Raw genomic sequence first — 25,517 nt, forward strand, 5'->3', positions numbered from 1 at the left:
TCAGTGCCCCTGTGCTGCCGGTTCGGAGGGTTTGGATTGTTCGGGCTCAGTTTCCAGCTCAGGAGGGGGTGAAGCGTGTTCTTTGTCCTGCCCAGGCGCCAAAGATCGGATGGCATCGGCAATCGAGCGCAGCGGTGCCGCGAAATCAGGGAACTGGAACCCAGCCACAAGGATGGCGGCAACCCAGAAAAGGCCGTTATGCGTAAACAAAGCCAAAAGCGCCAGAATCCCAACCAATTGGAATTGCGGGTGATTGGTTTCATGCGCCATTTTTTCCGGGATCGAATGCAACGTGAAGTAGGCAACCCCGATCAGCACGACCATCCCGACGGTAAAAAACAACATGAAGGTGAAGAGGAAGTCGCTACCATCTGCCTGTGTCACATATGACGGAATGTGCCCCGTTGCCATCGGGTGAATATCTGCCGCGTTCACGTCCGCCTCCGAATCTTATGTTGTTTGCACTAAAAGCAGGCTGGCCGCCTACGATCAAGTTTCCATTGCGGTGGGCTTGTGTCTTTTCGTTTGGCAGTACGCGTGTCATGGTCCGCCAATGTCGCCAGTCAACTTACCACCGGCTCGATCACTTGGCGGCCGGAAACGGAACAAAACGCATGATTGATTTTCTGATAATCGGTGGCGGTGTCGCCGGGCTAAGCGCAGGTGCGCGCCTGTCAGAGCACGGCACAGTTACGGTGTTAGAGGCCGAGGACGGATTAGGATATCATACTTCGGGTCGTTCAGCCGCCCTGTTCGAAAAGGGTTACGGTCCAAACTCGGTCAAGGCAATGAACGAGGCAAGTGCTGCGTTCTTTGAAACAAATGCGTACCTCACACCACGCGGCCTGATGCTGATTGGCGGAAGGGATCAACAGGCGCTGTTTCAAAAAGACGCCCAAGATCTTGGAGTGCAAGAGATTTCGCCGGAAGATGCCATCGGACACATTCCTGTCCTGAATGCTGAAACTGTCGGTTATGCAGCCATAAGTAATAGCGCATATGATATCGATACAGATCGCGTCCTGCAGGACTTTGCGCGAACCGTCCGTAAGAATGGCGGTTCAGTCCTGACCCGTCAGAGGGTCAGCAGCATCCGCAAATCGGTTCATTGGACCGTCGAAACCTCAGAATCCTTTGAGGCACGCAATCTGGTAAATGCCGCCGGAGCCTGGGTCGATGAGGTGGCGCAGATGGCAGGAATCTCCCCCATCGGGATCACACCTTACCGTCGATCGATTGCGCGCATCCCCGCACCGGGCGGACATGACCTGCGAAGCTGGCCAATGATGCTGGGCGCAGGCGAGAGCTGGTACGCCAAACCTGATGCGGGCAAGCTACTGGTCTCGCCTTGCGAGGCGGACCCAACCACACCCCATGACGCTTACGCCGATGACATGGTTCTCGCAGAAGGACTGGCACGATACGAAGCGATGGTTACTGAAACTGTAACTCGGGTAGAAGCCAACTGGGCGGGGTTACGTAGTTTTGTTGCCGATGGCACGCTGGTGCTCGGACCTGATCCAACCGATCCATCGTTTATCTGGTCGGCAGCACAGGGAGGGTATGGGTTTCAGACCGCTCCTGCTGCCTCGCAACTTGTGGCGGATCTTGTGACTGGCGCGTCGCCGCGCCTTGATGCGGCGATTGTGAAAGCGCTGACACCCGGTAGGCTGTAACGATGACAAAACGCAAACTGCCCTCAAATGCCAGCGTCGCCACCGAGGGCGACGGCAGCAAACTCGTCGCCCCAGCCGCCAGCCGAAACACGGTTGTGCTGTGCGATCTTCTGGCACGGGTCGCTCCGTCATCAGGACAGGCCCTGGAACTGGCCAGTGGAACCGGACAACACATTTCGGCCTTTGCCCAGCGGATGCCCGGGTTGCATTGGCAACCCAGCGAAGTCACCTCCGAACGGCGCGCCAGCATCGATGCGTACACCAAGGGTTTACCAAACACCGCCGCAGCCGTTCATCTGGATGCAACTGCGGAGGGTTGGCACAAATCAATGGCGCAGCAAGATTTGGTTTTACTGATCAACCTCTTGCACCTGATCAGTTTACCCGAGGCTGAAACCCTCGTTGCCGAAGCAGCGTGCGCTCTGAAAACGGATGGGCGTTTGGTGCTTTATGGCCCTTTCAAACGTGACGGACACCTGACAAGCGATGGCGACCAGCGATTTCACGACGCACTGGTCCAACAAGACCCTGAGATCGGGTACAAAGACGACACACATATATTGTCTATGTTAAAGGACAACGCCCTCGAACTGGTCAAAATCGTAAAGATGCCTGCGAACAACTTGGCATTTGTCGCCCAAAAAACTGGAATCTGATCAGGATCAAAGTCTGCTTTGCTCTTCACCATTCATATGCAGATTATCATATGTATCAAGAAGGACGTGATAATGAGCTGGCAGGATTCACTGAACGAAACGCGCAAAAGCTTGCGTAACCTTAACGGAGCCATTCCTGATACGGCGCGTGCCTTCGGGGCGCTGGGAAAATCTGTCAAGGAAGGCGGGACGCTGGACTACAAAACCAAAGAGTTCATCGCGTTAGGCATGTCAATCGCAGTACGGTGTGAGCCTTGCATTACCCTGCATTCCGAGGCGTTGGCCAAGGCAGGAGCCACCCGCGATGAAATTTCGGACGTTCTGGCAATGGCCATCCAGATGGGCGGTGGGCCGTCCATGATGTATGCCGCCAAGGCACTAGACTGCTTTGATGAATTAAGCGCATGAAAAAAGCCCACCGAGAGCGGGCTTTTAGTAGGCGGTGCTACGTGAGTACCGCCTTATTTCTTGGAAGCGTCAGCCGTCTTTGCGGATTGTTTCGTTCTTCGGATCGTAGGGGCTGTCGCAAGTCACGACCGCATCCCACAGCTTGTCCTGAATTTTGACCTGCAGCTTGGTGCCTTCGACCGCCAGCTCGGGCTTGACGTAGCCCATACCGATGGATTTCTCGAACGCCACCGAGTACCCGCCCGAGGTCAAACGACCCACGCGCTCACCTTCCGGCGTGTACAGCGCCTCGCGGCCCCAGGGGTCGGCATCGTCCGGTCCGTCGATCAGCAGAGTGCAGCACTTCACGCGCACGCCGGTCTCTTCCAGCTTGGCTTTGCCATAAAAGTCTTTCGACAGATCAACAAAGCGCGGCAGGTCAGCTTCCAGCGGGGTCGCGTCGCGGCCCAGTTCGGTGCCGAAGGCGCGATAGGATTTCTCCTGGCGCAGCCAGTTTTGGGCGCGGGCACCAACCAGTTTCATGCCGTGCTTTTCACCAGCCTTCTCCAGCAGGTCGAACAGATAGTTCTGCATCTCGATCGGGTGGTGCAGTTCCCAACCCAGCTCACCGGTATAGGCCACGCGGATCGCGTTCACGGGGCACATGCCCAGTTCAATCTGACGCGCCGACAACCATGGGAAGCGTTTGTTGGACAGTGCGGTTTCCGGATCGGCGTCCTTGATGATCTCTTTCAGAACGTCACGCGACTTGGGTCCAGCGATCGCGAAGACGCCCCACTGGGTGGTCGCGTCCTGGATTTCGATGTAGCCGAACTCCTCCATCTTGTCCTCGGCCGCCTTGCGCAGGTAATCGGCGTCGTACTCGGTCCAGGCACCGGCAGAGACGATGTAGTAATTGTTCTCGCCATTGCGGACGATGGTGTATTCAGTGCGGGTGGTGCCGTGCGAGGTCAACGCGTAGGTCAGGTTGATGCGTCCGACCTTGGGCAGCTTGTTGCAGGTGAACCAATCCAGGAACTGGGTCGCACCGGGGCCTTTGACGACATGCTTGGTGAAGGCCGACGCATCGATCAGGCCAACGCCTTCTCGGATCGCTTTGGCTTCTTCGACGGCATACTGCCACCAACCACCGCGGCGGAAGCTGCGGCTTTCTTTGTCGAAGTTATCAGGCGCATCCAGCGGGCCGAAATAGTTCGGGCGCTCCCAGCCGTTGACCCAGCCAAACTGTGCGCCACGCGCTTTCTGACGGTCGTAGGCCGGAACAGTACGCAACGGACGACAAGCTTCACGCTCTTCATCCGGGTGGTGCAAGATGTAGACGTGCTCATAGCACTCTTCGTTCTTGCGCGCCGCGAATTCTGTGGTCATCCAGTTGCTACTGTAACGCTTGGGGTCCAGCGACGCCATGTCGATCTCGGCTTCGCCATCAACCATCATCTGCGCCAGATAATAGCCGGTGCCACCTGCGGCGGTGATCCCGAAGCTAAAGCCCTCGGCCAGCCACATGTTGCGCAGGCCCGGCGCCGGACCAACCAGCGGGTTGCCGTCGGGCGTATAGCAGATCGGGCCGTTGAAATCGTCCTTCAGGCCGGATTCAGCGCAGGACGGCACGCGTTCGGCCATCGCCATGTACTGATCGGCGATCCGATCCAGATCCAGCGGGAATAGGTCAGCGCGGAAGCTGTCCGGCACGCCGTGTTCGAACTGCGCAGGAGCGCCATGTTCGTAGATACCCAGAATCCAGCCGCCACGTTCTTCGCGCGCATACGACTCGTTGTCTGCATCACGCACAACTGGATGCTCGGGGTTGCCCGCTTCACGCCATTTGACCAGCTCGGGGTCTTTGTCCATGACGATGAAGGTATGCTCGACCGGGATCGCGGGCATCTTGATACCCAGCATTTTCGCGGTCCGCTGTGCGTGGTTGCCTGACGCGGTCACGACATGTTCGGCGGTGATCACAACCTGCTCATCTGACGGAATGAGGTTGCCGCCCTTTTCGACCATCTTAGTGCAGGTGACTTCCCAGTGAGTACCGTTCCAGTGGAACGCATCAGCCTGCATCTTGCGAACGATGTCGACACCGCGCTGACGCGCACCTTTGGCCATCGCCTGGGTCACGTCGGCAGGGTTAATGTAGCCGTCTTCAGTGTGATAGATTGCGCCCTTCAAGTCCGAAGTTTCGATCAGAGGCCAACGTTCCTTGATTTGCTCGGGCGTCAGCCACTCATATGCAACATCACAAGTTTCCGCTGTGGATGCATAGAGCATGTATTCATCCATACGCTCTTGTGTCTGTGCCATACGCAGGTTTCCGACTACGGCGAAGCCTGCATTCAAGCCGGTTTCTTCCTCTAGTGTCTTGTAGAAATCGACTGAGTACTTGTGGATGTGGGTCGTGGCATACGACATGTTGAACAACGGCAACAGGCCTGCTGCGTGCCAGGTGGAACCGGATGTCAGTTCGTCCCGCTCGATCAGCATCACATCATCCCAGCCCGCTTTGGCAAGGTGATAGGCAATCGAGGTCCCGACGGCGCCGCCGCCAACGACCAATGCTTTGACTTGGGTTTTCATAGCCGGGTGTCTCCCCTTGAATTCAGTTGACACCATATGGCGCATTTGAGGGGCTCGACGCGACATTCATCCGACCAGTGATATAAGAAAAGCGACCTGAGCGTTGCACCAGGTCGCTTTCCAACAGTCGATCTGATGTGTTATCCGCCCCCCAATTTGCACCTTTTGAACGTTCCGGTGGTTGCGCAATCAATGCCCGTACCGGAACCGCCTCGGTTTACCCGCACGGCAGTTTCTGCTTCAGAGTCAGAGCTACCAAAGGCTGACAACAGTCCGGACAGGAAGCCTTCATTTTCGTTTACAGATGCGACTTCTTCAGAGGTTTCCTGATCTTTGAATTTGGCGAACAAATTTCCAAAGAAACCCTCGTCATCTCTGTCTGCCTGCTGCATCTCGTCTTCAAGCAAATCTGTCAGTCCTTTGCGGTATCCGACCTGGACCAAATCATCCGCAGATTCGATTCTGTTCGCGGTCAAGTCGAAGGTGTCTGCCGGCAAACCGTATTGCGCGGCCAAAGTATTTGCGACAAGAGACAATCCATCAATGTTTTCTAGCTTCAAACGCGCCAGCTCGCTGCGCAGCTTGACAAACTCGCCGCGCAAGGCGGCCATGTTTGTCGCCAGTTCACTTTCTCGTTCAGCATCAAAAACGGTATCGTTGCCGACGCCAGGCACTTGCTTTTGAAGCAGTGCGTTCAATCCGTCATAATCCAATCGATCTAGAAACGCTCGCAGCATAGGCGCTGGTGCATCGGAATAGACTTGCAAGCGAATTTCTTCGCCCAGTCCGATTGTAGCCTTGTAGATTTCAAACCGAGGTTCGACCTCAAGGTCCGTCAGGCTCGCCGTGATCATTGACCAAAACTTTCGATCTTTCACTGTGACGGGTTTGTATCGGCTGTTTTCAAACCTGAAATACGCAGCACCACCAATTATGCCGAATGGAGTGTAGCCACTCGATCCTGCGCCCAACCCTTCGACAGACCTGACGATGTTGCCAGTCAGTGTATTGGATTTAGCGTCTTTCCTGAGTTTCGCCTGTAGCCAGACCGTATGCTCGCCGCTTTCGTAGACCCAACTAGAATTATCGAGTTTTCTGGCCAGTTGTTCAGTCTCTTGCACAGCAACTCTTTTTGCAATTGGACGAGCAGCTTCACTTATTCCGTCCTGCAAAACACCTTCTCGGGCATCGCGTGTAAAATCTGCATCCACGATCGAACGACGCACCCATCCTTCGCCCGAACCCGGCAGGTACGGCTTGGCCCCCTCACGCCAACGCTTCTGCCTTTCTCGTTCAACTTCTTCCGCGGCTAGCTCCGCCTGATACAAGTTGAACCGCTGATTAATCGTGTCGACATATCCGTTGAAGGACAACCTGCCTTCGACTTTCTTATCCTGCTGATAATAATCCAGACCTACGACAACCACGACGGCAATCAGCAAAAAACCAATGAAACGCAACGCGCCCATGAATAACCTCGGAATCAAATACTGCTCTTTCCTAGATCATTCACCTAAAATTGAGGCGCTGTTATGGCCGAGCCCAACAACTGCGGTCAGAGTACCTTGCCCGGATTCATAATGTTATCGGGATCCAGCGCTGCTTTGATCGCCGCCATATAATTTGTCGCCGCACCAAGTTCTTTCACCAGATAGGGGCGTTTACCCTGCCCGATTCCGTGTTCTCCGGTACAGGTGCCCTCCATCGCAATTGCAAGATCATTTAGCCAACCGACGAATTCCTCTGCACTTGCGACCTCTTTTGCGTCATCCATGTCGATTAACAGAAGTGTATGGAAATTACCGTCACCAACATGACCCACGATTGGGGCCAGCAAACCCAATTCAGCGGCCTTATCCTGTGCGGAGGTCACACATTCGGCCAAACGCGAGATCGGAACACATACATCCGTAGAAATGCCCCGCGCGCCTGGGCGCAGTTGTAGGCTGGCCCAATACATATCGTGCCGGGCCTGCCACAGCTTGTTGCGCTCTTCGGTTGTCGTGGTGGTGGTGATATCGCTGCCACCAAATTCTTCCGCGATTTGGCCAAAGGTCTCTGCCTGTTCCGCTGCACCGCTGTCCGAACCGTGAAATTCCAGCAGCAGCAGTGGCGTTTCTGGCAAATCCAGTCCCGAATAAGCGTTTGCAGCTTTGACCGACATCTGGTCCAGCAATTCGATCCGCGCAACCGGGATACCATACTGAATAGTCATCATCACAGCCTGACAGGCTGCATCCACCGATGGAAACGAACAGCGAGCTGAACTGATGGCCTCGGGGATACCCTGCAATCGCAATGTGATTTCGGTGATTATTCCCAGCGTGCCCTCGGCACCGATTAGCAAGCGGGTCAGATCAAAACCCGCCGAAGATTTTCGCGCACGATGCCCCGTGCGGATCACTTGCCCGTCCGGCATCACGGCCTCAAGGCTAAGCACATTGTCTTTCATTGTCCCATAACGCACAGCATTGGTGCCAGACGCGCGTGTCGCGGCCATGCCACCTAGCGACGCATTCGCGCCCGGATCAATCGGGAAGAACAACCCCTGATCCCGCAGATGGGTGTTCAATTCGGCTCGGGTGACACCCGGTTCGACAACGCAATCTAGATCACCGACATTGACCGCCAATATCTTGTTCATCTGACTCAGATCGACGGATATGCCACCAGCAGGAGCGTTTACATGACCTTCGAGCGAGGTGCCTGTTCCGAACGGGATGACTGGCACCTTGTGCTCGGCACAGGTCCTGACGATATCGGCCACTTCTTCGGTTGAATGCGGGAAAACCACCGCATCCGGACTCTGGTTCTCAATCCACGTTGTCGTGTGCCCGTGCTGCTCGCAAATCGCAGCACCAGATTGCAGCCGGTCTGCGAACCTCTGCTTCAGAATTCCCAGCGCCGTGTCAATCCCGGCCTCGTTTCGCGGCAAAGCGGTTGCCTGCACCATTGCGTCCCCCTTTTCTCAGGCCACAGCCTAAAGCATTGCAGGCACAACCTGATCTGGCGGGCGATGACCGTCTTCGAAGGTCTTGATGTTGATAATGACTTTCTCACCCATCTCGATCCGACCCTCAAGCGTAGCCGAGCCCATATGAGGCAGCAGCACCACATTCGGCAATTGCCGGAGGCGTGGGTTCACATCCGTGCCCTGTTCATAAACATCCAGACCAGCGCCCGCGATCTCACCGGCGCGGATCATGCGTGTCAGGGCGTTCTCATCGACGACTTCACCGCGTGATGTATTCACGATCACGGCCGTGGGTTTCATCAATTTCAAACGCCGCGCATTCATCAAATGAAAGGTCGAAGGGGTCGACGGGCAGTTGATCGAGATGACGTCCATCCGCGCCACCATCTGATCAAGACTATCCCAGTAGGTCGCCTCCAGTTCCTGTTCAATCTCGGGGCGCAACCGGCGGCGGTTGTGATAGTGAACCTGCATTCCAAACGCGCTGGCACGTCGCGCAACGGCCTGCCCTATCCGGCCCATACCAAGAACACCCAAGCGGCGACCACCGACCCGGCCACCCAGCAAGGCCGTCGGGGCCCAACCGGCCCAATCGCCCTTTTGCATCACACCTAACCCCTCGGGGATACGTCGTGTAACCGCCAGGATCAGAGCCATAGTCATATCTGCAGTATCGTCAGTCAGTACTCCTGGTGTGTTCGAGACAAGGATCCCGCGCTGCCTCGCCGTCGCCACATCAATATTGTCGACACCGGCACCATAATTGGCGATCAGTCGCAATTTCTCACCAGCCTGCCCCAGGATACCGCCATCAATTGTATCGGTTATCGTCGGAACCAGCACATCTGCTGTGTTCACTGCCGCCACCAGCTCTTCGCGAGTCATGGGATCGTCGGTGTCACGCAGTTTTACATCGAAAAGCTCGCTTAGCCGTGTTTCCACCGCTTCGGGCAACCGTCGCGTAACGACAACACTCAGACGTTCTCTTGGCACCTTGACCCTCCTACCGCTTTGCAAACTGCCGCGCGCCATGGCATCGTGGCGCAGGATTACACGGGGCACAAGAACCCCTTGGGCATCGTCTCAACCTTTTTTGCATACGATCCACAGGCATAAGAGCAGACAGGCAGTGAGTGCTAGTTTTTCAGTGAACCGCCATTTTGTGGTGTTGATATCGGTTTTCCTGCTCGTGCTCGGCGCAGTGGCCGTGTCCGCGCAGGAAAAACGCGGTCCAGTGACGAATCTACCGCTTCCGCGATATGTCTCGATGAAAGCCGCCGAGGGTAATGTCCGTCGCGGCCCTTCGCTGACTCACCGAATCGATTGGGTGTTCAAACGGCGTGGCATGCCGCTGCAGATCACGGCCGAATATGGAAATTGGCGCAAGGTTCAGGATCGCGACGGTGCCGGGGGTTGGGTGCATTACGCGCTGCTTTCAGGTGTGCGGACAGTCCTTATCGAAGCCGACTTGCTGCCGGTTTACGCGATGCCCGATCCCAAGTCGCAGGTGAACGCGCATTTTGAAACCGGCGTCGTCGCCCGGCTTGAAAAGTGCTCACCCGATTGGTGCCGCATCTCGGCAGGCGGCTATCGGGGCTGGACCCTGAAAAGCAATCTTTGGGGGGTCGACCCCGCCGAGATTCGGGAATGACGTGCGTGCGCGACAGCGCCGACTGAGCTACTCCGCGCCTGCAGCGCTGCCGCGTTTGGCCAGTTCCTGATCCAACAACAGCAGGTTCCATCGGTCCCCGCTGGCCGCCTTGGCCTTGTCCAGGATCGATGTGAACAGGTCTTCTTCCTCTATCTGTTCGGCCAGGAACCAGTTCAGCATATTCTGTGTGCTGTATTCTTTGACCTCATGCGCCAGCTCAAACAACGCGTTGATCTGGCCCGTCACGGTTTGCTCCTGCGCCAGCGCCTGCTCCAGTACATCAACGGGTGATTCATAGTCCGTTTGCGGTTTTGCGATGCCGTCGAGATTTACCCTCCCACCCCGCTTGGCGATAAAGTCGAATATACGCATTGCATGGGTTTCCTCTTCGGCAGAATGCCCCCGAAACCAACTGGCGAATCCAGGCAGATCCTGCGCCTCAAAATAAGCCGACATCGCCAAGTAGGTGTACGAAGCGTGGAGCTCATTGTTGATCTGCTTATTCAATGCTTCTGCAACTTGCGGGTTCAGTTTCATTGCTCGCTCCTTTTTCGTGCTGGTTAGCGGACTTTATCTAGCTAGGTCCGAAGCCAAAGACATTCAACTGATAAAGGTAATTTTTATCGCTATTAATCAATAATTTAATCCAATTCTTGTGCTATTGAAACGCAGTCGCAGGAACGAGCGTTGTGGCGCATTGCGGATTGTATCTCGCGACCGCAAAACCAAGGATTGCCAGTTGGATTTTCGTTTTAGAGATCTAGCTTCGCCTCAAACAATCGCCTGACCCCTACTCGACCATCCCGACGATCCAACCGCCATCAAACTAAATTGCATATCCACATCAAAATTGTCCAAAAAAGCCCTTGAACCCTGAAAGCAACAGTCGTAGATAGCCGCTCACCGTTGGGGTGTAGCCAAGTGGTAAGGCAGCGGTTTTTGGTACCGTGTATCGTAGGTTCGAATCCTACCACCCCAGCCATGATTTTCCCGTAAATCACATACCGAGAAGTTGCACGCCGATTAAAGCGTGTTTTCAGCGGCTTAAGATCCAGCAACTTCAACTGAGATCCGAGCGTGTGCGCAACAGTAGTCGATTTCCGACCACAGTCCCAGGTCGCGATTCCGACGGTACGAGTTTGGTGTGTTTCGGAGAGGCGGCAGATCAGAGGGCAGAGAAGCGCTTGTGTTGATCTGACCAGATCGCCGGGAAACCCGACCTGATCAGGTAGTCCATTGTCAGGCCATCAGTTTGTTCGCCTGAATCGATGGCATCCAGAGCATCAGGCACCAGCATGGCCAGATCGACCACATCCTGCACCCGGCGTTTGGAGCTACCTTCTTCTTGAACGATTTCTGAGAAAGCTCTGCCATCATTGATCATCGCCAACCACCGGCGCGCCTTAACGACGTTGCGGATAAGTGTTTGATCGATTTCAGGAGGCTGATCGCCTAAGTGCAATTTCAGTTCCAAGCCTCTGCGGCGCATCCGGAATGGCGCTTCGATCGCTAGTTCCCCGGCATCGACCTGGTCGACCCTGCAACCAATCATCTGGGCCCGCGCCTGGATATCCAGTTGCACCCTCAGAGAGCCCTGTCGCAGCTCCGCCCGCGCAATCATGCCAAGGCAGTTCCTGGCAGACTGGCAATCTCTGAGAAACTCTGTTGCCGAAGCACTTTCGGCTGCCGACATATTCCGTACCATTGAAGTCACAGCGTTCGGTCGGTTCAGGTGTTGTCTGACCACTTCGACCAGAAGGTTTTCGAGCTGCTCTGCCGACAGCCGCCAGGCATCCGGATGCTTCTGAATTCGATCGGTCAACAGACTTCTAGAGATGTGGTAACGCAAACGCTTGCCGTTTTTGCGGCTATGGCTAGGTGTCAGCCGATCTCCGGTCTCATCAAAGAGCTTCCCGGCCAGCACTGATCGCTTGGCCTTCTGCTTTAATCCACGCTCCCTTGCCGCGCCATCTATCAACCACTGCTGCACCAGCTGCTATACCGCCGGGTCAGTGATAGCGGGGTGCTGCCCACCATAAACCTGACCCTTGTGTCGTATGCGGCCAGCATAGATAGGGTTGCTGAGATGATGATGGATACGAAGAAAGTCCCGCCCGTCGCGCGCCCACCCGGGCGTTCCGGGCGCCGGCACCGGAGCTCCAGTGCCTCCGCCCGCTCTTTGAAATAAAAAATGGTCTGATGCTCCAGATAGAGATCGTGGAGCGCCCTATTTGTTGCCTATTCCTCTTCGTCGACTCTAAGCGTCAGGCTGTCCGCCTGATATCCAAACGGAACATTCCCGCCCATCCGTAGGCCCTTGTGTTTAGAGGCCGCTATTTTGTCCCTGATAAGTTCACAGGTAATTTCACGTTCAACTGAGCGAAACCGAGCAACACGTTGAGTGTAAGGCGCCCCATGCTGTGGACATAATAAAGGACTGGGTAACGGACACAAACGATACGTCGGCTGCGTCGAGATGGTCGATCAGCTTTGCCAAGTGAGTCAGCGATCGTGTCAACCGGTCGACCTTGCAAACAACAATCTGATCTACGTGATTATCATCTACAGCCTGCATCAACCGCTGCAGAGCAGGGCGGTCAAGATGACCGCCCGAGATACCGCCATCATCATAATGATCCGGCAACAATTCCCAGCCCTCGTGTTTCTGGCTCGCAATGTATGCTTCGCAGGCTTCCCGCTGGGTATCCAGCGAATTGAAATCCTGCACTAGCCTCTCCTCCGAACTTTTTCGAGTGTAGATGGCGCAGCGGATACGTCGCATTACTGATCCCCGAAGAAGCGCGGGCCTGACCAGTGCGGTCCGGTGGTGTGCTTTGCGATGGCCGACAGGGAGCGCCACGTTTTGCCGTCCAAGAAGAATCCGCCCGCGATTACTTCAATCTGATAGGTGCGTCCGTTCCACTCCCGCACCAGATGTGATCCTGGTTTCAGACTAGGTGGCAGCGCTTTTCCCAACGCGATTTGTTACAGTCGGAGTTCTGTCTTTACAGACAACCCGCCTAGTTCTTGTATCTGTGTTCCCAAATCAACACCGGCTTCATGAACTGCGGGGACAGTTACTTCGGCGGCGGCCGACCGAACATTTTCTGCCACTGATCAAGGCAGCTAGAGCGGTCCAGATTTTCGATGTCAGCGAGTACGTGCGTAAGGTCGCAAAATTTGAAGCTTGCATCCGTAATGCTGACGCCTCCTTCACAATCCGATAGACAGTACTTTTTTCAGACCCTGATCGCTCAACGGTATGTCCCGCCTTGCGCATCATCGAAATCGCTGCGAGCGCAGAATGCGGCTGCCAGCCAAAGACGTTTTGAATCTGCACAATCGTTGCACCGGCCTTAAGGGACAGCAGTATCTGTAGACTTTGTTGACGCGTCGGCTGCTCCGGGCTTTTTGGCAGGTGGTGATTTTATTTCCAGGTTGGATGCATTTGACATTTTATTCTCCACTCTTTGGGCACAGGCTAAGTCCGCGCCCTGAACAGAGCGGAGCCCGGGCACCTCGGGCGAGTCTTGACCGTCGTTAGTACCGCTTGCGAACAGCCTAAAGTCCAGTTGTTAACATTAAAATGGGCGGGAAGCTGACATTCTCTGCGGTTGCAAACCTATCCGGTAGCGGAGGCGAAATCCGACCTTCGCGGTCGACGCCTACGGCTAGATTCGAAAATACAAAAAAGCCCCTGTGATTTCGTAGGCGTAGATGGCTTGGACGTGCGTGACGAAACTAAACAGACGCTCCCATGTTAAGGCAGTCAGTTTGAAGAGGCTGTTAAGAACCAACATTTGACCAAACAATACGGCAATTCGTTGGTTTAGAACCTTATGGAAGCCGTGAGTTCTCCGACAACACTGGATCCACCACCAAAGGTTGATTGAAACTCGCCGCTGAAGCCTATCGATCGGTTTCCATCTGCAGAGGTATGTTCAAGCGTAAAGCCAAGAAACCCTGCAGCTGCATCTTCTGTTGAAGCTACGAAAGAAAAGGGTGTCGCTGCTACGATTGCGTCCACATCGTCGGATCCTGCATCAAAAGTTGCATCTACTCCAACGGCCCAGTTCAGGTAGGTACTCGATCCATTTGCGGCCTCGTAGAGGCGGGGCAAGTTCAATTGAGCCCGCGTGTTGAACAGCGAAACGTTCCGATCTTCGACAGTCAGCGGATACGCGGTTCCTGTTTCGGAATATTCATCAAGTTTCAGAAAGACATAGCTTGCGCGTGCACTGAAGAAGGCAGGAATTGGCAAGGCGTTGATGGGTGCCGAGATCGAGAGCGATGGCGAAACGAACGTGCCGTCAAAATCGCCTTTCGCTTCGCCGCCATCAACGTTTCGGGTCGCTTCATTGTCGGTTACGCCAGCAAGAAGCGCTGCGTTGAGGCTGTATCGTCCGTAGTCCCTTGCGAGGTAGACGCCCCCAAAATATGACGTGATATCGGTATCTCCTGCGTCTTGATCCAGCGAGACATGGCTGTCGTCATATCCGACAAGAACACCAAAATCGCTGTTATCGATGAATTCATTCGTCTCGGCACCAACTACGAAACCGTACATACGATGGCTGAATCCAAGATTTGAACCGTCTTCTTCAACATCGCGATCTCCTCCGAAGGCTGAACCCCAGACATATGGGCCGTTATCCTGTTCAACATACCCGAAAGGACCCAGGTTTCTGCTAACCTGGCCACCGGACGAGCCGGACGCATAGGGGCTGGCGGTGTCAATCGTATTGAACACCGCGTCGGTGAGATCGCTGATAAAGGTACCTTGGGCCGCGAATCCCGTCGTATCCACCGAAACCGCAGTGAGGCCATTGTTGGCCACAACGCCGGCCCCTTCAAAATTGACGACTTCGGGGGCGGATGCGAGGTCATTATCGTCACCCGATGCATCAGCAAAATTTACTACCGAATTCATCCCGCGCGCAAAGTTCAACGTGTCAATGTCATTCGGATTCGTGCCCCCCATGCCATCGTTGCCATTGCCGAAATCGACCGATCCGTTCAGAATCGAGCCGGGCTCGAGATTCAACGTGTCGTTCCCGTCGCCGCCATATACGATGGAAAAGCCTTCTCGACCGGTGATGCGGGCGGAGTTTGTGATTATTGCAGCGGCGTTGTTGTCGCGATCTTCGATCTCGATACCGTATTCGAACGCATCAATATTTCCGGTGTTCACAATGGTGATTGAACCGGCTCCGTCCACGTCCACTTCGATCCCGTTATTGTCCAGCGAACGCAACGCCCCGCTGTTGGTCACACGGGCATCGCCGTCACCGTTTAGTTCGATATCGATCGCGTCGGAATCGGCGGTAAGCCGGGCAGAGTTCACAATGCTGACATCGCCGCTTCCCTCGACATCCACTTCGATCGCATCGTCTTCGCGAGAGGTTATCCGCCCAGAGTTTCTAATGAAGACATCGCCATCTCCGAAGATTTCGGCGTCTATTCCCTCGTCGTTTCTGGCGGTTATGGATGCAGCGTTTGTAATGCTTATGTTGCCGTTCTCGGTCACATGGGCGAAGATTCCATCAACTTCGGCATCGATGGTACCGGATGCCGAAATAGTAACATCGCCGTTTCCGTCTATTTCAGCGTTAATGCCATCAATATTTTCCGCCGCAATTTCACCCGACGCTTCAACCGAGATGTTTCCGTCGCCAGCAACAAAGCTGCGGATCCCGTGTTCGCTTGCTTCGATATCACCGTTCATCGTGATCGAGATGTCGCCGTCACCATCAACTTCGGCTTCGATGCCGTCATCCGAACCGGCGCGGATATCACCTGTGACCTGAATGTTGATATCACCGGAATCCTCGGCATCAGCGTCAATGCCGATCGCATCGCCGGTGATGTTGCCCACCACAGTGACGTCAATCACGCCTCCGGGGCTGCCGGTTTCCACATCAATTGCATCGCTATCGAGGGATTGGACGTCGCCCGTCACATTGACGGTCACATTCCCGTCCTCCGCGTCAGCAAAGATCGCATGTTCTTCTTCAGCAGAAATGTTGCCGTTAGAATTGACCGTTACGTTGCCTGTTCCATTTGCTACGCCGTAAATCCCGTATTCTCTGCCAGTAATATCCCCGATGCTGTCGACGACGACATCACCAGCGCCATTCACCGTGGCGTTGATACCGTCGCCCGCTTCTGCGCCGCTGACATCGCCCCGGTTCGAAATTGTAATGTCGCCATCATTGGTCAGAAGCGCGCGGATGCCGTCCCTTGCGGACGAAATATTGCCCGACGAAGTGACGCTGATATCTCCGTCTCCGCCCCTTTGGCGGGCAAAGATGCCGTCAGCGTTGTTTCCTTCTGTCGTGATATTTCCGGTCGAGCGGATCGTGATATCGCCGTCACCGTCGTCTTGCCGTGCAAAGATCCCGCGGGCGTTATTTCCAGAAGTCGAGAGGTTGCCCTCGGATTCAACTGTGATATCCCCATCGCCGCCATTTTGACGCGCCAAGACGGCGTTCGCGTTGTTTCCTTCTGTTGTGATGTTTCCGGTTGATTGGATCGCGACATCGCCATCGTCATCGCGTTGCTGTCCAAGTATACCGCCAGAGTTGTTTCCAGCCGTTGAGATATTGCCATTCGACACCACCGAGACATCCCCTTCGCCGCCACTCTGAAGAGCGGTGATGCCTGTTGATCGATTTCGAATTGTGCTGATATCGCCCGCTGAGTTGACCGATACCGTGCCGTCTCCACCGTCCTGATTGGCGTAGATTCCGTCTGAACGGCTGCCCGATGTGCTTATACGACCCGCTGAAACCACTGACACATCGCCATCACCACCTTGTTGCGTAGCGCCGATACCGGCGCTTCTGCTGCGTCCAGATGTCGTGATATTGCCGGTCGAGTTAACCGAAATGGCACCGTCACCCTCAAGATCGGATCGAATGCCAAAGGATCGACGTCCGTCGGTTGCAATTTCGCCCGTCGATGTGATCGAAACATCCCCGTCGCCGTCCGCATCCACAACAATCCCATCCGCGCCGTTCCCCGTCGTGACAATGCCGTCAGTTCCATTCGTCTGGATGTTAAGGGTTACGTTACCTGTTGGTGTGCTGAAAGCCACTCCGTCTGTTCCACCGCCCGGTGCAATTCCCGGAGCAGTCACGTTATTGATATTGAGCGTTTCGATTGCTGGCCCGTTTGCCTGAACACCCGTTGAAACATCTCCCGTACAGGTGGCGAGGTCACCCGCAACACTGCACGGACCGTTTGATGGAGGAACAACCGTTTGCGCGATCGAAGGAGTTGCCACTCCAATCGATGCACCCAAACCTATCGCACCGGCAGCAACTGGAGCAGCGAAAGCGCGATATGCAGCGGATTTTCCTTGATGGTATTTGCTCGTCTGCGCTTTGGAAAGTGCCGCTGTACGACGGCGCGCTTTGCGGTTCAAACCGCTTACTCGTAACATCTTGTTCACCCCTTAAGAGTGGTCTGGAAACCACCGCAACTTTTTTGCGCGAAAACCTCCGCGTATTTGTTAGCAGCAAAAAAAAGATGGCTTTTTGATGTTCCGATTAACGATATATTAACGAATTTCTGACTGGTCTTTTGTATGATGCAATTTGATCACATGCATGCTCTGAAAAAACCGGCCAGCGGCAGCTCCCTACTTGGATCCGGTGGAATGATAGAATTATTCAAATAACCTCCATCTGTCTGCATGAATGCCAAACGGGTTTAGAACTCGTGCCCACTCAAATTTCTGCTGAGCGCTCTTAGCGCAGAACTTCGGATATACGTCGAATGTCTGCAACGGGCCGTCAGCGTGGTTAGATCTTTGGCGAGATAGGGGCTTGCTGCGGCTTTCCTGGGCGTCGCAAAATGCGGTGGCGAACCGAGAATTAAGGGAGAAGAGACCATCGAAATCTCAATTTCCATTCATCAACGGCATGTACCACTTTAGCTTCTCGCGACGGCGGATTTGAGGCAGAGCAACTACTATCGGAACCCCGGTGGCCACAGGCCAGCTAAAGAACTAATAACTCTGATCGTTCCAAACCACTTTCGTGGGCAAGATGTCCGGTTATCTTGGGCGGATGAGCCGGACGTCAAACTTGAAACGCGTCTTACCGAGCTTGCAATCGAATTGGTTGTATTGGCCGAGACCATTCACCGGGAACATGCCGAGCGCCAGCATGAGTGGTTAATTGAACGCAAACAAGACCATGAGCGAAGAACGAAAGAAGCCGAGTCGGCAAGGCTTGAAGCGCTCCGTGTTAGGAACAAAAAATTTGAGAAAGCGAAACGCAGCATGCTGCTTGGCCATGCCCGCGACCTCGAAGATGCGAGGATATTGTGCCAATTGGTCCAAGACGTGCTGAAGTTAAGGGGCCACGAAACTAATGATCACACAACTGCTTGGGTGGAATTCGTTAGCGAAGAGGCCAATCGGATTGATCCAATTTCGAACGCTAGATACCTTGAAATCATGGTACTAAAGCCTGAGGATTTCACTGAAGACAGCGACTAAATATGCCTTCTGGGAACCGGGACTAGGGCCGTAAAATAGCTCTCGGAGCATATGGTACAGGCGGAAGCCCCACACCACAGAAGCGAGAGTACGCGCGTCTTTTAGTCAAAGTTCTGTATCGCCTGAGACGGCAACTCCGCATAGGATGCGTCATAGAAATAGGTCAGCCAAATCGACCACCCATCGAAGAGTATATCGGAAATCCCACGCGAATGAGACCCGACGCTCAGCGGATCTACGGACCCATCAGTTTCAACGCGCAAGAGCCTCGCATTCGGGTACTTCTCGTGACCCCGGTAACCCCCGACAACAATTGTGCCGTTCACGACTTCAACGGATTCCAAGTTACCAAAGCCGGTTGAAACAGCTACAGCAGTATCTCCGTTGCCTGAATGCGGAACCCAATACAAAGCGCTGTCCCAGGCGTCGTCGCTGCCCCAGGACACAGCGTAAATACCTGTCTATGCGATTGCAAAGCGGGCGAGACCACTGATGCGCAAATCGCCGAGGTGAGGTTGAATTTGTCCGGTTTGGGCTGCGACCGATAGGAATGCGCCGCGCCCAAAATCACTCACAAGAAGGGTGTCGTCGTCGAGGGCTTCGATATCGTAGAGAAAAACACCATCGTCATCGAGAGCCTGACGCCAGTTTACCGTGCCATCCGAAGCGGTAGAAATGACCTCATTGCCATCCACAATGACAATCTGGTTGCCGGAACGCACCATCCCTGTTGGGTTGCGCAGACCTTGCCCATCCGAGAGTTTGATTTCTTCGGTCGCGCCATCAGGAGTGAGCTTGTAGAGCCCGCCGTTAGTGGCGTCTGAGCTGAACTCTTCATCTGGCCCACCCGGTCCAATCGATACGGTATAGACATCATTTCCCATCGGCAAAACGGCTTCGGTAAAGGGCGGCAGCTCCGGTTCGGCGACAACAGGTAAGGACGTGGTGCAAGTGAACAATAGCGAAAGAACTCTCATCTCAAATATTTCTCCGGTGTATCTGTGCCTTGATGTTGCCGCCCGTTTTTTCGGCAATGATTGTTCCGGGGCGGCGTCAATGAACCGAGCGGTTTGCATCAAAGGGTTCGATTGGAGGCAAGAAAGTGCGGAGCCAGAGCATTGACGGCGGCATCAATGATCAACGGGTCTTCGTAAAACTGAAGCTGGTTGGCGCCGTCGATCCAATACAGCGTCTTCTTTTCTGACGCGATTTCTTCAAAAATGCGGCGGGGAATGACCTGACCGCTTGCCGCTCTGTCGCCATGGATCATCAATACAGGCAGGTTCAGTTGAGGGGCTGTTTCGTCGATCCGCCAGCCCCAAATGCCAGCTTCGCTCATCGCGGTGATGCGGTTTTCCCAACCCCCTTTGAATGTCAGCCAAGGGGCCCTGTTATCCCATGGTAGGTACCAGTCTGCGATGGCAGTTGCGGTCAGAAGGGCATCCTCAGAGCCGACGATCGGGATGTAGCTTGCTTCCCCCGTTTTTTCGAATTCGGTGGCTGCTTTGGCCGCGCGATCTATGCGTGCTTCAACCTCGGCATCACTGCCAAGGTACATTCTGGCGGTTTCCTCAGTTAGATAGTGGCCCGCGACAACCCCGAGAGAGGCCACGCGACCGTCTGTCACCGCTGTTTCAATCGCCCAGTTGACACCCTGACAGATCCCGAGAAGATGAAGCCGGTTTGCGTCGATGCCTTCTTGGTTTGCGAGAAAACCGAGGGCGGCTTGGCAGTCTTCAACCTTGGCTTCACCAGACTCGTAGCGTCGGGGTGTGCCCGAGCTTTCTCCGTGATAGCGTGGATCGAATATCAGAACGGCCAGCCCGCGCGATGCCAGGCGGGTTGCATATTGCACCGGTGACTGTTCCTTGACGAATGCAACAGGGCCGATGATCACAACTGCCGGGTGAAGTCCTTCCGAAGCAGGTCTCAACAACTTTCCAACAAGGGTTTCCCCAGAGCTGTCAAAGGACACCGTTTCAACATCATAAGAGCCAAATGCCGATTGCTCTAGGTCACCGGATGCCTCCGCTGTACTAGCGCGGGCGGCGAAAGCTCCGCTCAAGGATGTTGCAATCGCGATTGAGTTGAACATGCGTCGTGTAATCACTGCTGCTGCCCTTTCGTATACAGTTTGATGGTCTCGACAACCAAACGATCTTGGATCGAGCGCCCCGATCTTGGGGGGCGCCCGGTTAGGCTTCACTTGTCAGTTAACTCGCGAAGGGCATAATTGGGATGACGCAAATAGCATGATGAGCATGCAAAAAATGAATGACATTTTAACTTCTCTGGATGTTAGGACTCTACGGTTCCTACAGCTCCTGCTTCGCACAAGCAGCGTGACACGCACGGCAATACATCTGGGGATCAGCCAGCCCGCCGCCAGTCGAATACTCGCCCGGGTACGCGACCTTATTGGAGATCCGGTGCTGATCCGAACGCAGTCCGGATACCAATTAACGGATCATGCTCTGGGCTTGAATGAACCGGTCGATGCTGCCCTGTCAGCGATAGCTGACGTCTTCCAGCCTTCCGCCTTTGATCCAGCACAGTCCAACTATTGCTACCGCATCGCTTCGACAGATTACGGCGTTGCGGCTGTCCTGGGACCCATGATGGAGGTCTTTGCCGTTACCGCACCAGCAATAAGGTTCGATGTCTCGCCACTGGTGCCGCGAAGCTTTACCGATTTGGAAAAAGGAGCAATTGATCTGCTGCTATACGCGGATTTGGATGCCAGGAACGATTTACTTGTTCAGAAGCTATTTGATGAAACCTACGAAATCCTGTTCCGACAAGGCCATCCGCTTGAAGAACATGCGTCATCAAAACGGGCACTTACTCCGCAAGACGTTTCAGCTTACCGGTTAATCGAGTTCAGTTTTCCGGGCACTTCGGGTCTGAAACCCGATACGATCATGAGAGAAAAGGGAGATGGTTCGAATGCTGTGTTCCAGCAGCCTTACTTCACCACATTACCTTTTTTGGTAGGACAGACGGATGCAGTTGCAGCTGTCCCCAAGCGGCTGGCAAAGCAAGTCCAGAAATTGACCTCTCTTTGTTCAGCTCCGTTTCGGCCGAGTTGTGGCTTCCCTTATTTTCTTGTCCGCCACGAGCGCAGCCGCTTCAATCCAGCGATCAATTGGCTAAGGGAACAAGCATTGGAGATCGCCAAGTCCGACTGATCAGATGTTCGAGCTGGGATGATAGTTTGCACTTGAGATCTTCGAAGTACACAAAGGCCATCCAAATCAGCACCCGCCCTTGGGTCCTGACGAAACCACAATCCATAGATGGCAGGTCTGTTGGGTTAAGCTGCAACATCGTCCGTTAAAGTTACATCTCCGCTCAGAGCCGTTCCCCAGACCATCGTCTACTTTCCAGCTTCGCGATTGCAGCGAACGACAGCTTTGACGGTCCGCACCGCGAGAAGGTGACCAGGGTCAAACGGCAGCAATGGGCCCACCTTGCCTCGCCAAGCACCCCGGATCATGCGGATGTTACTCTGCTTCGGAGATTGACCTTTAGGCGCTAGACCTAGCACTCTTTGTCATTGTCGATCAAGAACTCGACGCAGACGCTTTTGATGCGGATCTTGCGTACATCGGAGTCGGGCAAGCCGATGCAATCCAGCAGTTTCTCGGCCTTGTCGAAGCAATCCTTGTCTTCATTGTCGTCGCAAGGCACCGCACCTGCGGGCGGCTGATAGACGCCAGGGGCCCGGTCGGGTTGCTGCACCACGATGCCGGGGCGATCGATGTCTGCGTCCCAAGAGATGTCGACACCATAGCTGCCGTTGCCCCTGTCCTTGACGCGCCCGTCGATCGAGACACCCGGAATGGGGTGAACCTCGAAACTGCCCGGACGTCCGGGTCCGAGGGGATTGCCGTATTTGTCACGCGGCGTCAGGACCAGCGTGCCTTTGCCATCGGAACCTTCAATCACTACATCGGTCTTCTCGGGGTCGATGCCTATCTCGACATGGACCGACCACATGACCTCGCGGGTGGACTGGCAATCGTCGCCATAGCGGGCCGTCGCGCGGAAATCATAGGTGCCTTCGACAACCGAAAAGTCCTTCAGCGGCAAGTTGAAGACGCCGTCCGGGGCCATGGCACCATCGTCATGTGCCCCATCGTCGTGGAGTGCGAATGTCATGCTGTCGGCAACAACCGGCAGTGCGCCTTCCTCGCGTTCGATGGTTTGCAACGTTGCGCGGAATCCACCGAGCGCGTCACCGGTGATGACCGGTTTGGAGATGCCGCGCTCTTGGACCAAGGCCCCAAGCGAGCGGGTGGGAGAGGTCGCCGTCACGTGCACAGTTGTCCCGTGGGGCACGGTTCCGTTCGGGTAGTGCAAACCGACCAGCGGATCGATCCGGTCGCCGGTATAAATGCGCTGCTGGTTTCCAAGGTAGCGCATCTTTGGCCCACCTTCGCACACGACCAGCGAGAAATACTGGACGTCGGTTGGTGGCGGCGGGAATTCGCCCCCGGTTGGCACCCGGTCTACGGTGAAGCTCCAGGTACCGTCGCGTTCGCCACGGAACGGCAGCGGAATGCGGATGAATGCCCAGGTGCGACCTCGCACTTCGGTGAAGCCTTTGCCACCGACGGACTTGCCTTTTGGTGTTTTCACGTGCAGCCGCAGCGGCGTCGAAACCTCGTCCCAGCCGATGGCCACGGTGATTTCCTCTTCGCCGCAGACTTTGAAAGTGTGCGGCGTGGAAACGGTCTGACTGGCACGCAACACGTGTTCGGGGTCGTTCAGAGCACCGCTCTGGAAGATGTCGCCGAAGCAGACGCCGAAGAATTTGCGTAGCGCCAGACCGTCGACAGCCCGGGTGAATTGTCCGCCATGTTCGGCGGCCAAACGACCCAGAAGCGAGCCGTCAATCTGTGCATCGGAGCCGAACCCGATGATGCACAGGCGGGTGTCTCCCAAACTGCCCTCAACCGCCTCGACCATTGGATCGGTGTTCTGCAAACCGTCGGACAGCAGCAGGATCGTCCTATCGTTGCTGGTGCCGGACATCGCCGACAGCGCTTCGCTGAGGCCACCACCGATCGAGGTGTTGCCGCCTGCGGCGATGTCTCCGACCAGCCCCTCGTCAAACGGTGGAGTGTTGCCGACGAGTGTGTTCTTGGCAGCGGCCGTCGCTGTGGGGCCGAGTTCCAGGTTAGGGCTATGGTTAAAAGTCACCAGTCCAAGCCGGTTACCACCGCCGTTTTGCACCAATTGCACAAAGAGGCTGGCCGCATCCTGTGCCTCTTCCAGTTTCGAGCGGCCTGCTGGCGGCGCGTTGCTGTTCATGCTGCCGGATTTGTCGAAGACCAGCATGACATCGAGCGGGTTCGGAGGCGGCGACGGGTTCTCGAGTGTATTGATAATGCCCGCGACCGGTGTAAACCTCACATTGCACGGACCCGGTATAGGCCCCTGGCTGAGCGGCCCGCCGACAAGTTGCCCGGCGGCGTCGAACAGACCCGAGCCCGAACTGCCGCCGGCGAAATCGAACCCGTTGATGGTCGAGGTGTCGCCATCATAGACAACCGACTGTGTTTTCTTCACCGAGCCGCCTGGGTGGTGCATCGACAACAGCGTTTCGCCGGCCATCAGGTTGCTGGTCCTGATGGGGATTGGCGCGGGTAAGCTGCCGGGTGCAGCGTCGAGCCGTACGACGACCCAATCGGAGTTGACCGTCGAAGGGCCCGGTGCGGTGCCGGACGCCACCTCTTCGATAACCTTGAAGAAACGCGGAGCATGGCCGCCTGGACGCGAGCCGTCGCAATTGGGCGCATAATCGAAAGTCACCGATGCGCTACGAACGTCCTCGCCGCTGGCGTCGGTCAGGCAATGGCGCGAGGTCAGAAAAAGATCGCCGACGATCAACGTGCCCGAGCAACTGCTGACATGCCCAGCGTGCACCAAGAAAATGATGCCGCTGGCGTTCTCGACCTGCGCTTTGATGGCTGGGGAAATGCCCGCAGGCGGTGCGCAGTCGGCATTCTGCCAGGCGAACCCGGGCGTGCACATCAGCCGCGTCTCATAGATCGGTTCATCGTAGGGATTTGTGTGTAGAAACGGATCGGGGTTCGACAGGCTGCCGGTGAAGGTTCCCGGCGGATTGGCTGTTTGGGTCGGTTCGCCGCTGCCGTATTCCAACAGGCGCGCCGAACCGCTGCCACCGACGATCCTGATTTCGATCGGAGCCGTCGCCGCATCGGCAGGGCGTGTCCAGAAATCGCTGGGCGCGCCGGACGAGAATACATCCGTCGTATAGCCAAGGTTCACCTCGAGCCGGGCGCCGCCAGAGAGCGAGACATTGTCGAAATGCAGCATTGCAAACCGCGGACTGCCGATCGGGCTTGGATCAAGCACAAGATTGAGGGGGGATGCATCCGTTACGATCTGGGATACAGGCACAACGCGGCCAAGGTCATGAGTCATATTGTCCTCCGTCAGCTTTCGCCGCCGCGGCAGGACTGAAGAAGTCTCTGATACTCAAAATCCACAGATGGCCCGGTGCATTTGAAATGACATACACCTTCGAAAATCAGCTTCACTTCACCCGCGCAGCTGCGGTCAAAAAAAATAAAACAATGGGGCATAGTACCAGATGATACTTATTCGCTCAACGGAGGCAGCAGCACAATCATTTACTATTATGCTTTTCAGGCCTTTTTCGAGGCGGCTTACCGCCTAATCCGATCTCGCCTCGCTACAGGTGAGCAGAATTCAAACCAAGTCCTAACTGTCGCTGTCAAACTACCCAACTGCTCAATGAGCTTTTCCATTGACGATTCAATCAAACGTTTGACCTATGTCAGCTTTATGAAATTCCGCACTGTAACGAGAGTGCTGCGTTCAATGGCAGGTTTGGGCCGTCTGTAAGGGCGACCCAGAGGCGTCAGATTTCAATTGCCTCCACTACGGCTAAGGCTTCCTCGGGCTCAACTCCAAGAAACCGAAAGGTGTTATCCACCTTTGTATGACTGAGCAAGAGCTGAGCTACGCGCAGGTTGACGATTAAGTCTATTTGATCAAGCGCGACTACCAGCACGAT

The 25,517-nt window shown here is 55.3% G+C and carries 21 protein-coding genes and 1 tRNA gene; 7 read left to right on the plus strand and 15 right to left on the minus strand.

What is annotated here, in order from left to right:
* Entirely contained in the window at positions 1-411 is a 411-nt protein-coding gene (locus ACR0I1_RS13710; RefSeq protein WP_170422388.1) for a hypothetical protein, read from the minus strand.
* 203 nt (positions 412-614) lie between these two features.
* Here ACR0I1_RS13710 and ACR0I1_RS13715 point away from each other — a divergent pair, with 203 nt between their 5' ends.
* The 3 genes from ACR0I1_RS13715 to ACR0I1_RS13725 all read left to right on the plus strand — a co-directional run bounded on the left by ACR0I1_RS13715 (position 615) and on the right by ACR0I1_RS13725 (position 2,740).
* Positions 615-1,676, plus strand: coding sequence for an NAD(P)/FAD-dependent oxidoreductase (locus ACR0I1_RS13715; RefSeq protein WP_480706903.1), 1,062 nt, complete (start codon positions 615-617; stop codon positions 1,674-1,676).
* A gap of 2 nt (positions 1,677-1,678) precedes the next feature.
* Positions 1,679-2,332 carry a DUF938 domain-containing protein gene (locus tag ACR0I1_RS13720; protein WP_170465111.1) on the plus strand — a complete coding sequence of 218 codons (654 nt, stop codon included), beginning with the start codon at positions 1,679-1,681 and terminating at the stop codon, positions 2,330-2,332.
* Positions 2,333-2,404: 72 nt separating this feature from the next.
* Entirely contained in the window at positions 2,405-2,740 is a 336-nt protein-coding gene (locus ACR0I1_RS13725; protein WP_170392499.1) for a carboxymuconolactone decarboxylase family protein, read from the plus strand.
* Between the two features lie 69 nt (positions 2,741-2,809).
* On the opposite strand, the gene ACR0I1_RS13730 is transcribed toward ACR0I1_RS13725, so the two are convergent.
* The 4 genes from ACR0I1_RS13730 to ACR0I1_RS13745 all read right to left on the minus strand — a co-directional run bounded on the left by ACR0I1_RS13730 (position 2,810) and on the right by ACR0I1_RS13745 (position 9,284).
* Positions 2,810-5,317 carry a GcvT family protein gene (locus ACR0I1_RS13730; RefSeq protein ID WP_480706904.1) on the minus strand — a complete coding sequence of 836 codons (2,508 nt, stop codon included), beginning with the start codon at positions 5,315-5,317 and terminating at the stop codon, positions 2,810-2,812.
* Positions 5,318-5,457: 140 nt separating this feature from the next.
* Positions 5,458-6,786, minus strand: coding sequence for a hypothetical protein (locus ACR0I1_RS13735; protein ID WP_480706905.1), 1,329 nt, complete (start codon positions 6,784-6,786; stop codon positions 5,458-5,460).
* A gap of 86 nt (positions 6,787-6,872) precedes the next feature.
* The gene (locus ACR0I1_RS13740; RefSeq protein WP_480706906.1) at positions 6,873-8,270 is read right to left on the minus strand and encodes an FAD-binding oxidoreductase; all 1,398 of its coding nucleotides are present in this window, start codon (positions 8,268-8,270) and stop codon (positions 6,873-6,875) included.
* 27 nt (positions 8,271-8,297) lie between these two features.
* Positions 8,298-9,284 carry a 2-hydroxyacid dehydrogenase gene (locus tag ACR0I1_RS13745; RefSeq protein ID WP_170392503.1) on the minus strand — a complete coding sequence of 329 codons (987 nt, stop codon included), beginning with the start codon at positions 9,282-9,284 and terminating at the stop codon, positions 8,298-8,300.
* A 169-nt stretch (positions 9,285-9,453) separates the two neighbouring features.
* Between ACR0I1_RS13745 and ACR0I1_RS13750 the strand changes: the two genes are divergently transcribed.
* Entirely contained in the window at positions 9,454-9,942 is a 489-nt protein-coding gene (locus tag ACR0I1_RS13750; RefSeq protein ID WP_480706986.1) for an SH3 domain-containing protein, read from the plus strand.
* Positions 9,943-9,969: 27 nt separating this feature from the next.
* Here ACR0I1_RS13750 and ACR0I1_RS13755 read toward each other — a convergent pair whose 3' ends face one another.
* Positions 9,970-10,479 (minus strand): ferritin, encoded by a 510-nt coding sequence (locus tag ACR0I1_RS13755; RefSeq protein ID WP_170401952.1) that lies wholly within the window; start codon positions 10,477-10,479, stop codon positions 9,970-9,972.
* A 370-nt stretch (positions 10,480-10,849) separates the two neighbouring features.
* Between ACR0I1_RS13755 and ACR0I1_RS13760 the strand changes: the two genes are divergently transcribed.
* Positions 10,850-10,924: transfer RNA gene (locus tag ACR0I1_RS13760), tRNA-Gln, on the plus strand.
* Positions 10,925-11,107: 183 nt separating this feature from the next.
* On the opposite strand, the gene ACR0I1_RS13765 is transcribed toward ACR0I1_RS13760, so the two are convergent.
* The 5 genes from ACR0I1_RS13765 to ACR0I1_RS13785 form a co-directional block, all read right to left on the minus strand.
* Positions 11,108-11,932: a hypothetical protein gene (locus tag ACR0I1_RS13765; protein ID WP_480706907.1), complete on the minus strand. Its 825-nt coding sequence runs from the start codon at positions 11,930-11,932 to the stop codon at positions 11,108-11,110.
* A gap of 381 nt (positions 11,933-12,313) precedes the next feature.
* A complete protein-coding gene (locus tag ACR0I1_RS13770) occupies positions 12,314-12,724 on the minus strand; it encodes a recombinase family protein (protein ID WP_480706908.1) in 411 nt (136 codons plus the stop codon).
* A complete protein-coding gene (locus ACR0I1_RS13775) occupies positions 12,724-12,873 on the minus strand; it encodes a DUF2924 domain-containing protein (protein ID WP_480706909.1) in 150 nt (49 codons plus the stop codon). The genes ACR0I1_RS13770 and ACR0I1_RS13775 overlap by 1 nt, the downstream gene beginning before the upstream one ends.
* A 127-nt stretch (positions 12,874-13,000) precedes the next feature.
* Entirely contained in the window at positions 13,001-13,360 is a 360-nt protein-coding gene (locus tag ACR0I1_RS13780; RefSeq protein ID WP_480706987.1) for a DUF3489 domain-containing protein, read from the minus strand.
* A 411-nt stretch (positions 13,361-13,771) separates the two neighbouring features.
* Entirely contained in the window at positions 13,772-17,386 is a 3,615-nt protein-coding gene (locus ACR0I1_RS13785) for an autotransporter domain-containing protein (protein WP_480706910.1), read from the minus strand.
* A 687-nt stretch (positions 17,387-18,073) separates the two neighbouring features.
* On the opposite strand from ACR0I1_RS13785, the gene ACR0I1_RS13790 reads away from it, so the two are divergent.
* Entirely contained in the window at positions 18,074-18,448 is a 375-nt protein-coding gene (locus tag ACR0I1_RS13790) for a hypothetical protein (RefSeq protein WP_170733036.1), read from the plus strand.
* 101 nt (positions 18,449-18,549) lie between these two features.
* On the opposite strand, the gene ACR0I1_RS13795 is transcribed toward ACR0I1_RS13790, so the two are convergent.
* From ACR0I1_RS13795 to ACR0I1_RS13805, 3 genes are all read right to left on the minus strand, one after another.
* Positions 18,550-18,894, minus strand: coding sequence for a hypothetical protein (locus ACR0I1_RS13795; RefSeq protein ID WP_480706911.1), 345 nt, complete (start codon positions 18,892-18,894; stop codon positions 18,550-18,552).
* Positions 18,895-18,909: 15 nt separating this feature from the next.
* A complete protein-coding gene (locus ACR0I1_RS13800) occupies positions 18,910-19,425 on the minus strand; it encodes a hypothetical protein (protein WP_480706912.1) in 516 nt (171 codons plus the stop codon).
* Positions 19,426-19,523: 98 nt separating this feature from the next.
* Positions 19,524-20,513, minus strand: coding sequence for an alpha/beta hydrolase (locus ACR0I1_RS13805; protein ID WP_480706913.1), 990 nt, complete (start codon positions 20,511-20,513; stop codon positions 19,524-19,526).
* A 205-nt stretch (positions 20,514-20,718) separates the two neighbouring features.
* Here ACR0I1_RS13805 and ACR0I1_RS13810 point away from each other — a divergent pair, with 205 nt between their 5' ends.
* Positions 20,719-21,636, plus strand: coding sequence for a LysR family transcriptional regulator (locus tag ACR0I1_RS13810; RefSeq protein WP_480706988.1), 918 nt, complete (start codon positions 20,719-20,721; stop codon positions 21,634-21,636).
* 352 nt (positions 21,637-21,988) lie between these two features.
* On the opposite strand, the gene ACR0I1_RS13815 is transcribed toward ACR0I1_RS13810, so the two are convergent.
* Positions 21,989-24,901, minus strand: a complete 2,913-nt coding sequence (locus ACR0I1_RS13815) for a VWA domain-containing protein (RefSeq protein WP_480706914.1) — start codon at positions 24,899-24,901, stop codon at positions 21,989-21,991.
* Positions 24,902-25,517 lie beyond the last annotated feature (616 nt).

This window comes from Ruegeria sp. B11 (genome assembly GCF_056539785.1).

What these genes read in the sequence shown, in the direction of transcription:
- ACR0I1_RS13735 (WP_480706905.1), bottom strand. Translation starts at nt 6,786, where the DNA reads ATGGGCGCGTTGCGTTTCATTGGTTTTTTGCTGATTGCCGTCGTGGTT.
- ACR0I1_RS13725 (WP_170392499.1), top strand. Translation starts at nt 2,405, where the DNA reads ATGAGCTGGCAGGATTCACTGAACGAAACGCGCAAAAGCTTGCGTAAC.
- ACR0I1_RS13800 (WP_480706912.1), bottom strand. Translation starts at nt 19,425, where the DNA reads ATGAGAGTTCTTTCGCTATTGTTCACTTGCACCACGTCCTTACCTGTT.
- ACR0I1_RS13740 (WP_480706906.1), bottom strand. Translation starts at nt 8,270, where the DNA reads ATGGTGCAGGCAACCGCTTTGCCGCGAAACGAGGCCGGGATTGACACG.
- ACR0I1_RS13755 (WP_170401952.1), bottom strand. Translation starts at nt 10,479, where the DNA reads ATGAAACTGAACCCGCAAGTTGCAGAAGCATTGAATAAGCAGATCAAC.
- ACR0I1_RS13785 (WP_480706910.1), bottom strand. Translation starts at nt 17,386, where the DNA reads ATGTTACGAGTAAGCGGTTTGAACCGCAAAGCGCGCCGTCGTACAGCG.
- ACR0I1_RS13715 (WP_480706903.1), top strand. Translation starts at nt 615, where the DNA reads ATGATTGATTTTCTGATAATCGGTGGCGGTGTCGCCGGGCTAAGCGCA.
- ACR0I1_RS13810 (WP_480706988.1), top strand. Translation starts at nt 20,719, where the DNA reads ATGAATGACATTTTAACTTCTCTGGATGTTAGGACTCTACGGTTCCTA.
- ACR0I1_RS13710 (WP_170422388.1), bottom strand. Translation starts at nt 411, where the DNA reads ATGGCAACGGGGCACATTCCGTCATATGTGACACAGGCAGATGGTAGC.
- ACR0I1_RS13815 (WP_480706914.1), bottom strand. Translation starts at nt 24,901, where the DNA reads ATGACTCATGACCTTGGCCGCGTTGTGCCTGTATCCCAGATCGTAACG.
- ACR0I1_RS13730 (WP_480706904.1), bottom strand. Translation starts at nt 5,317, where the DNA reads ATGAAAACCCAAGTCAAAGCATTGGTCGTTGGCGGCGGCGCCGTCGGG.
- ACR0I1_RS13770 (WP_480706908.1), bottom strand. Translation starts at nt 12,724, where the DNA reads ATGCGACGTATCCGCTGCGCCATCTACACTCGAAAAAGTTCGGAGGAG.
- ACR0I1_RS13720 (WP_170465111.1), top strand. Translation starts at nt 1,679, where the DNA reads ATGACAAAACGCAAACTGCCCTCAAATGCCAGCGTCGCCACCGAGGGC.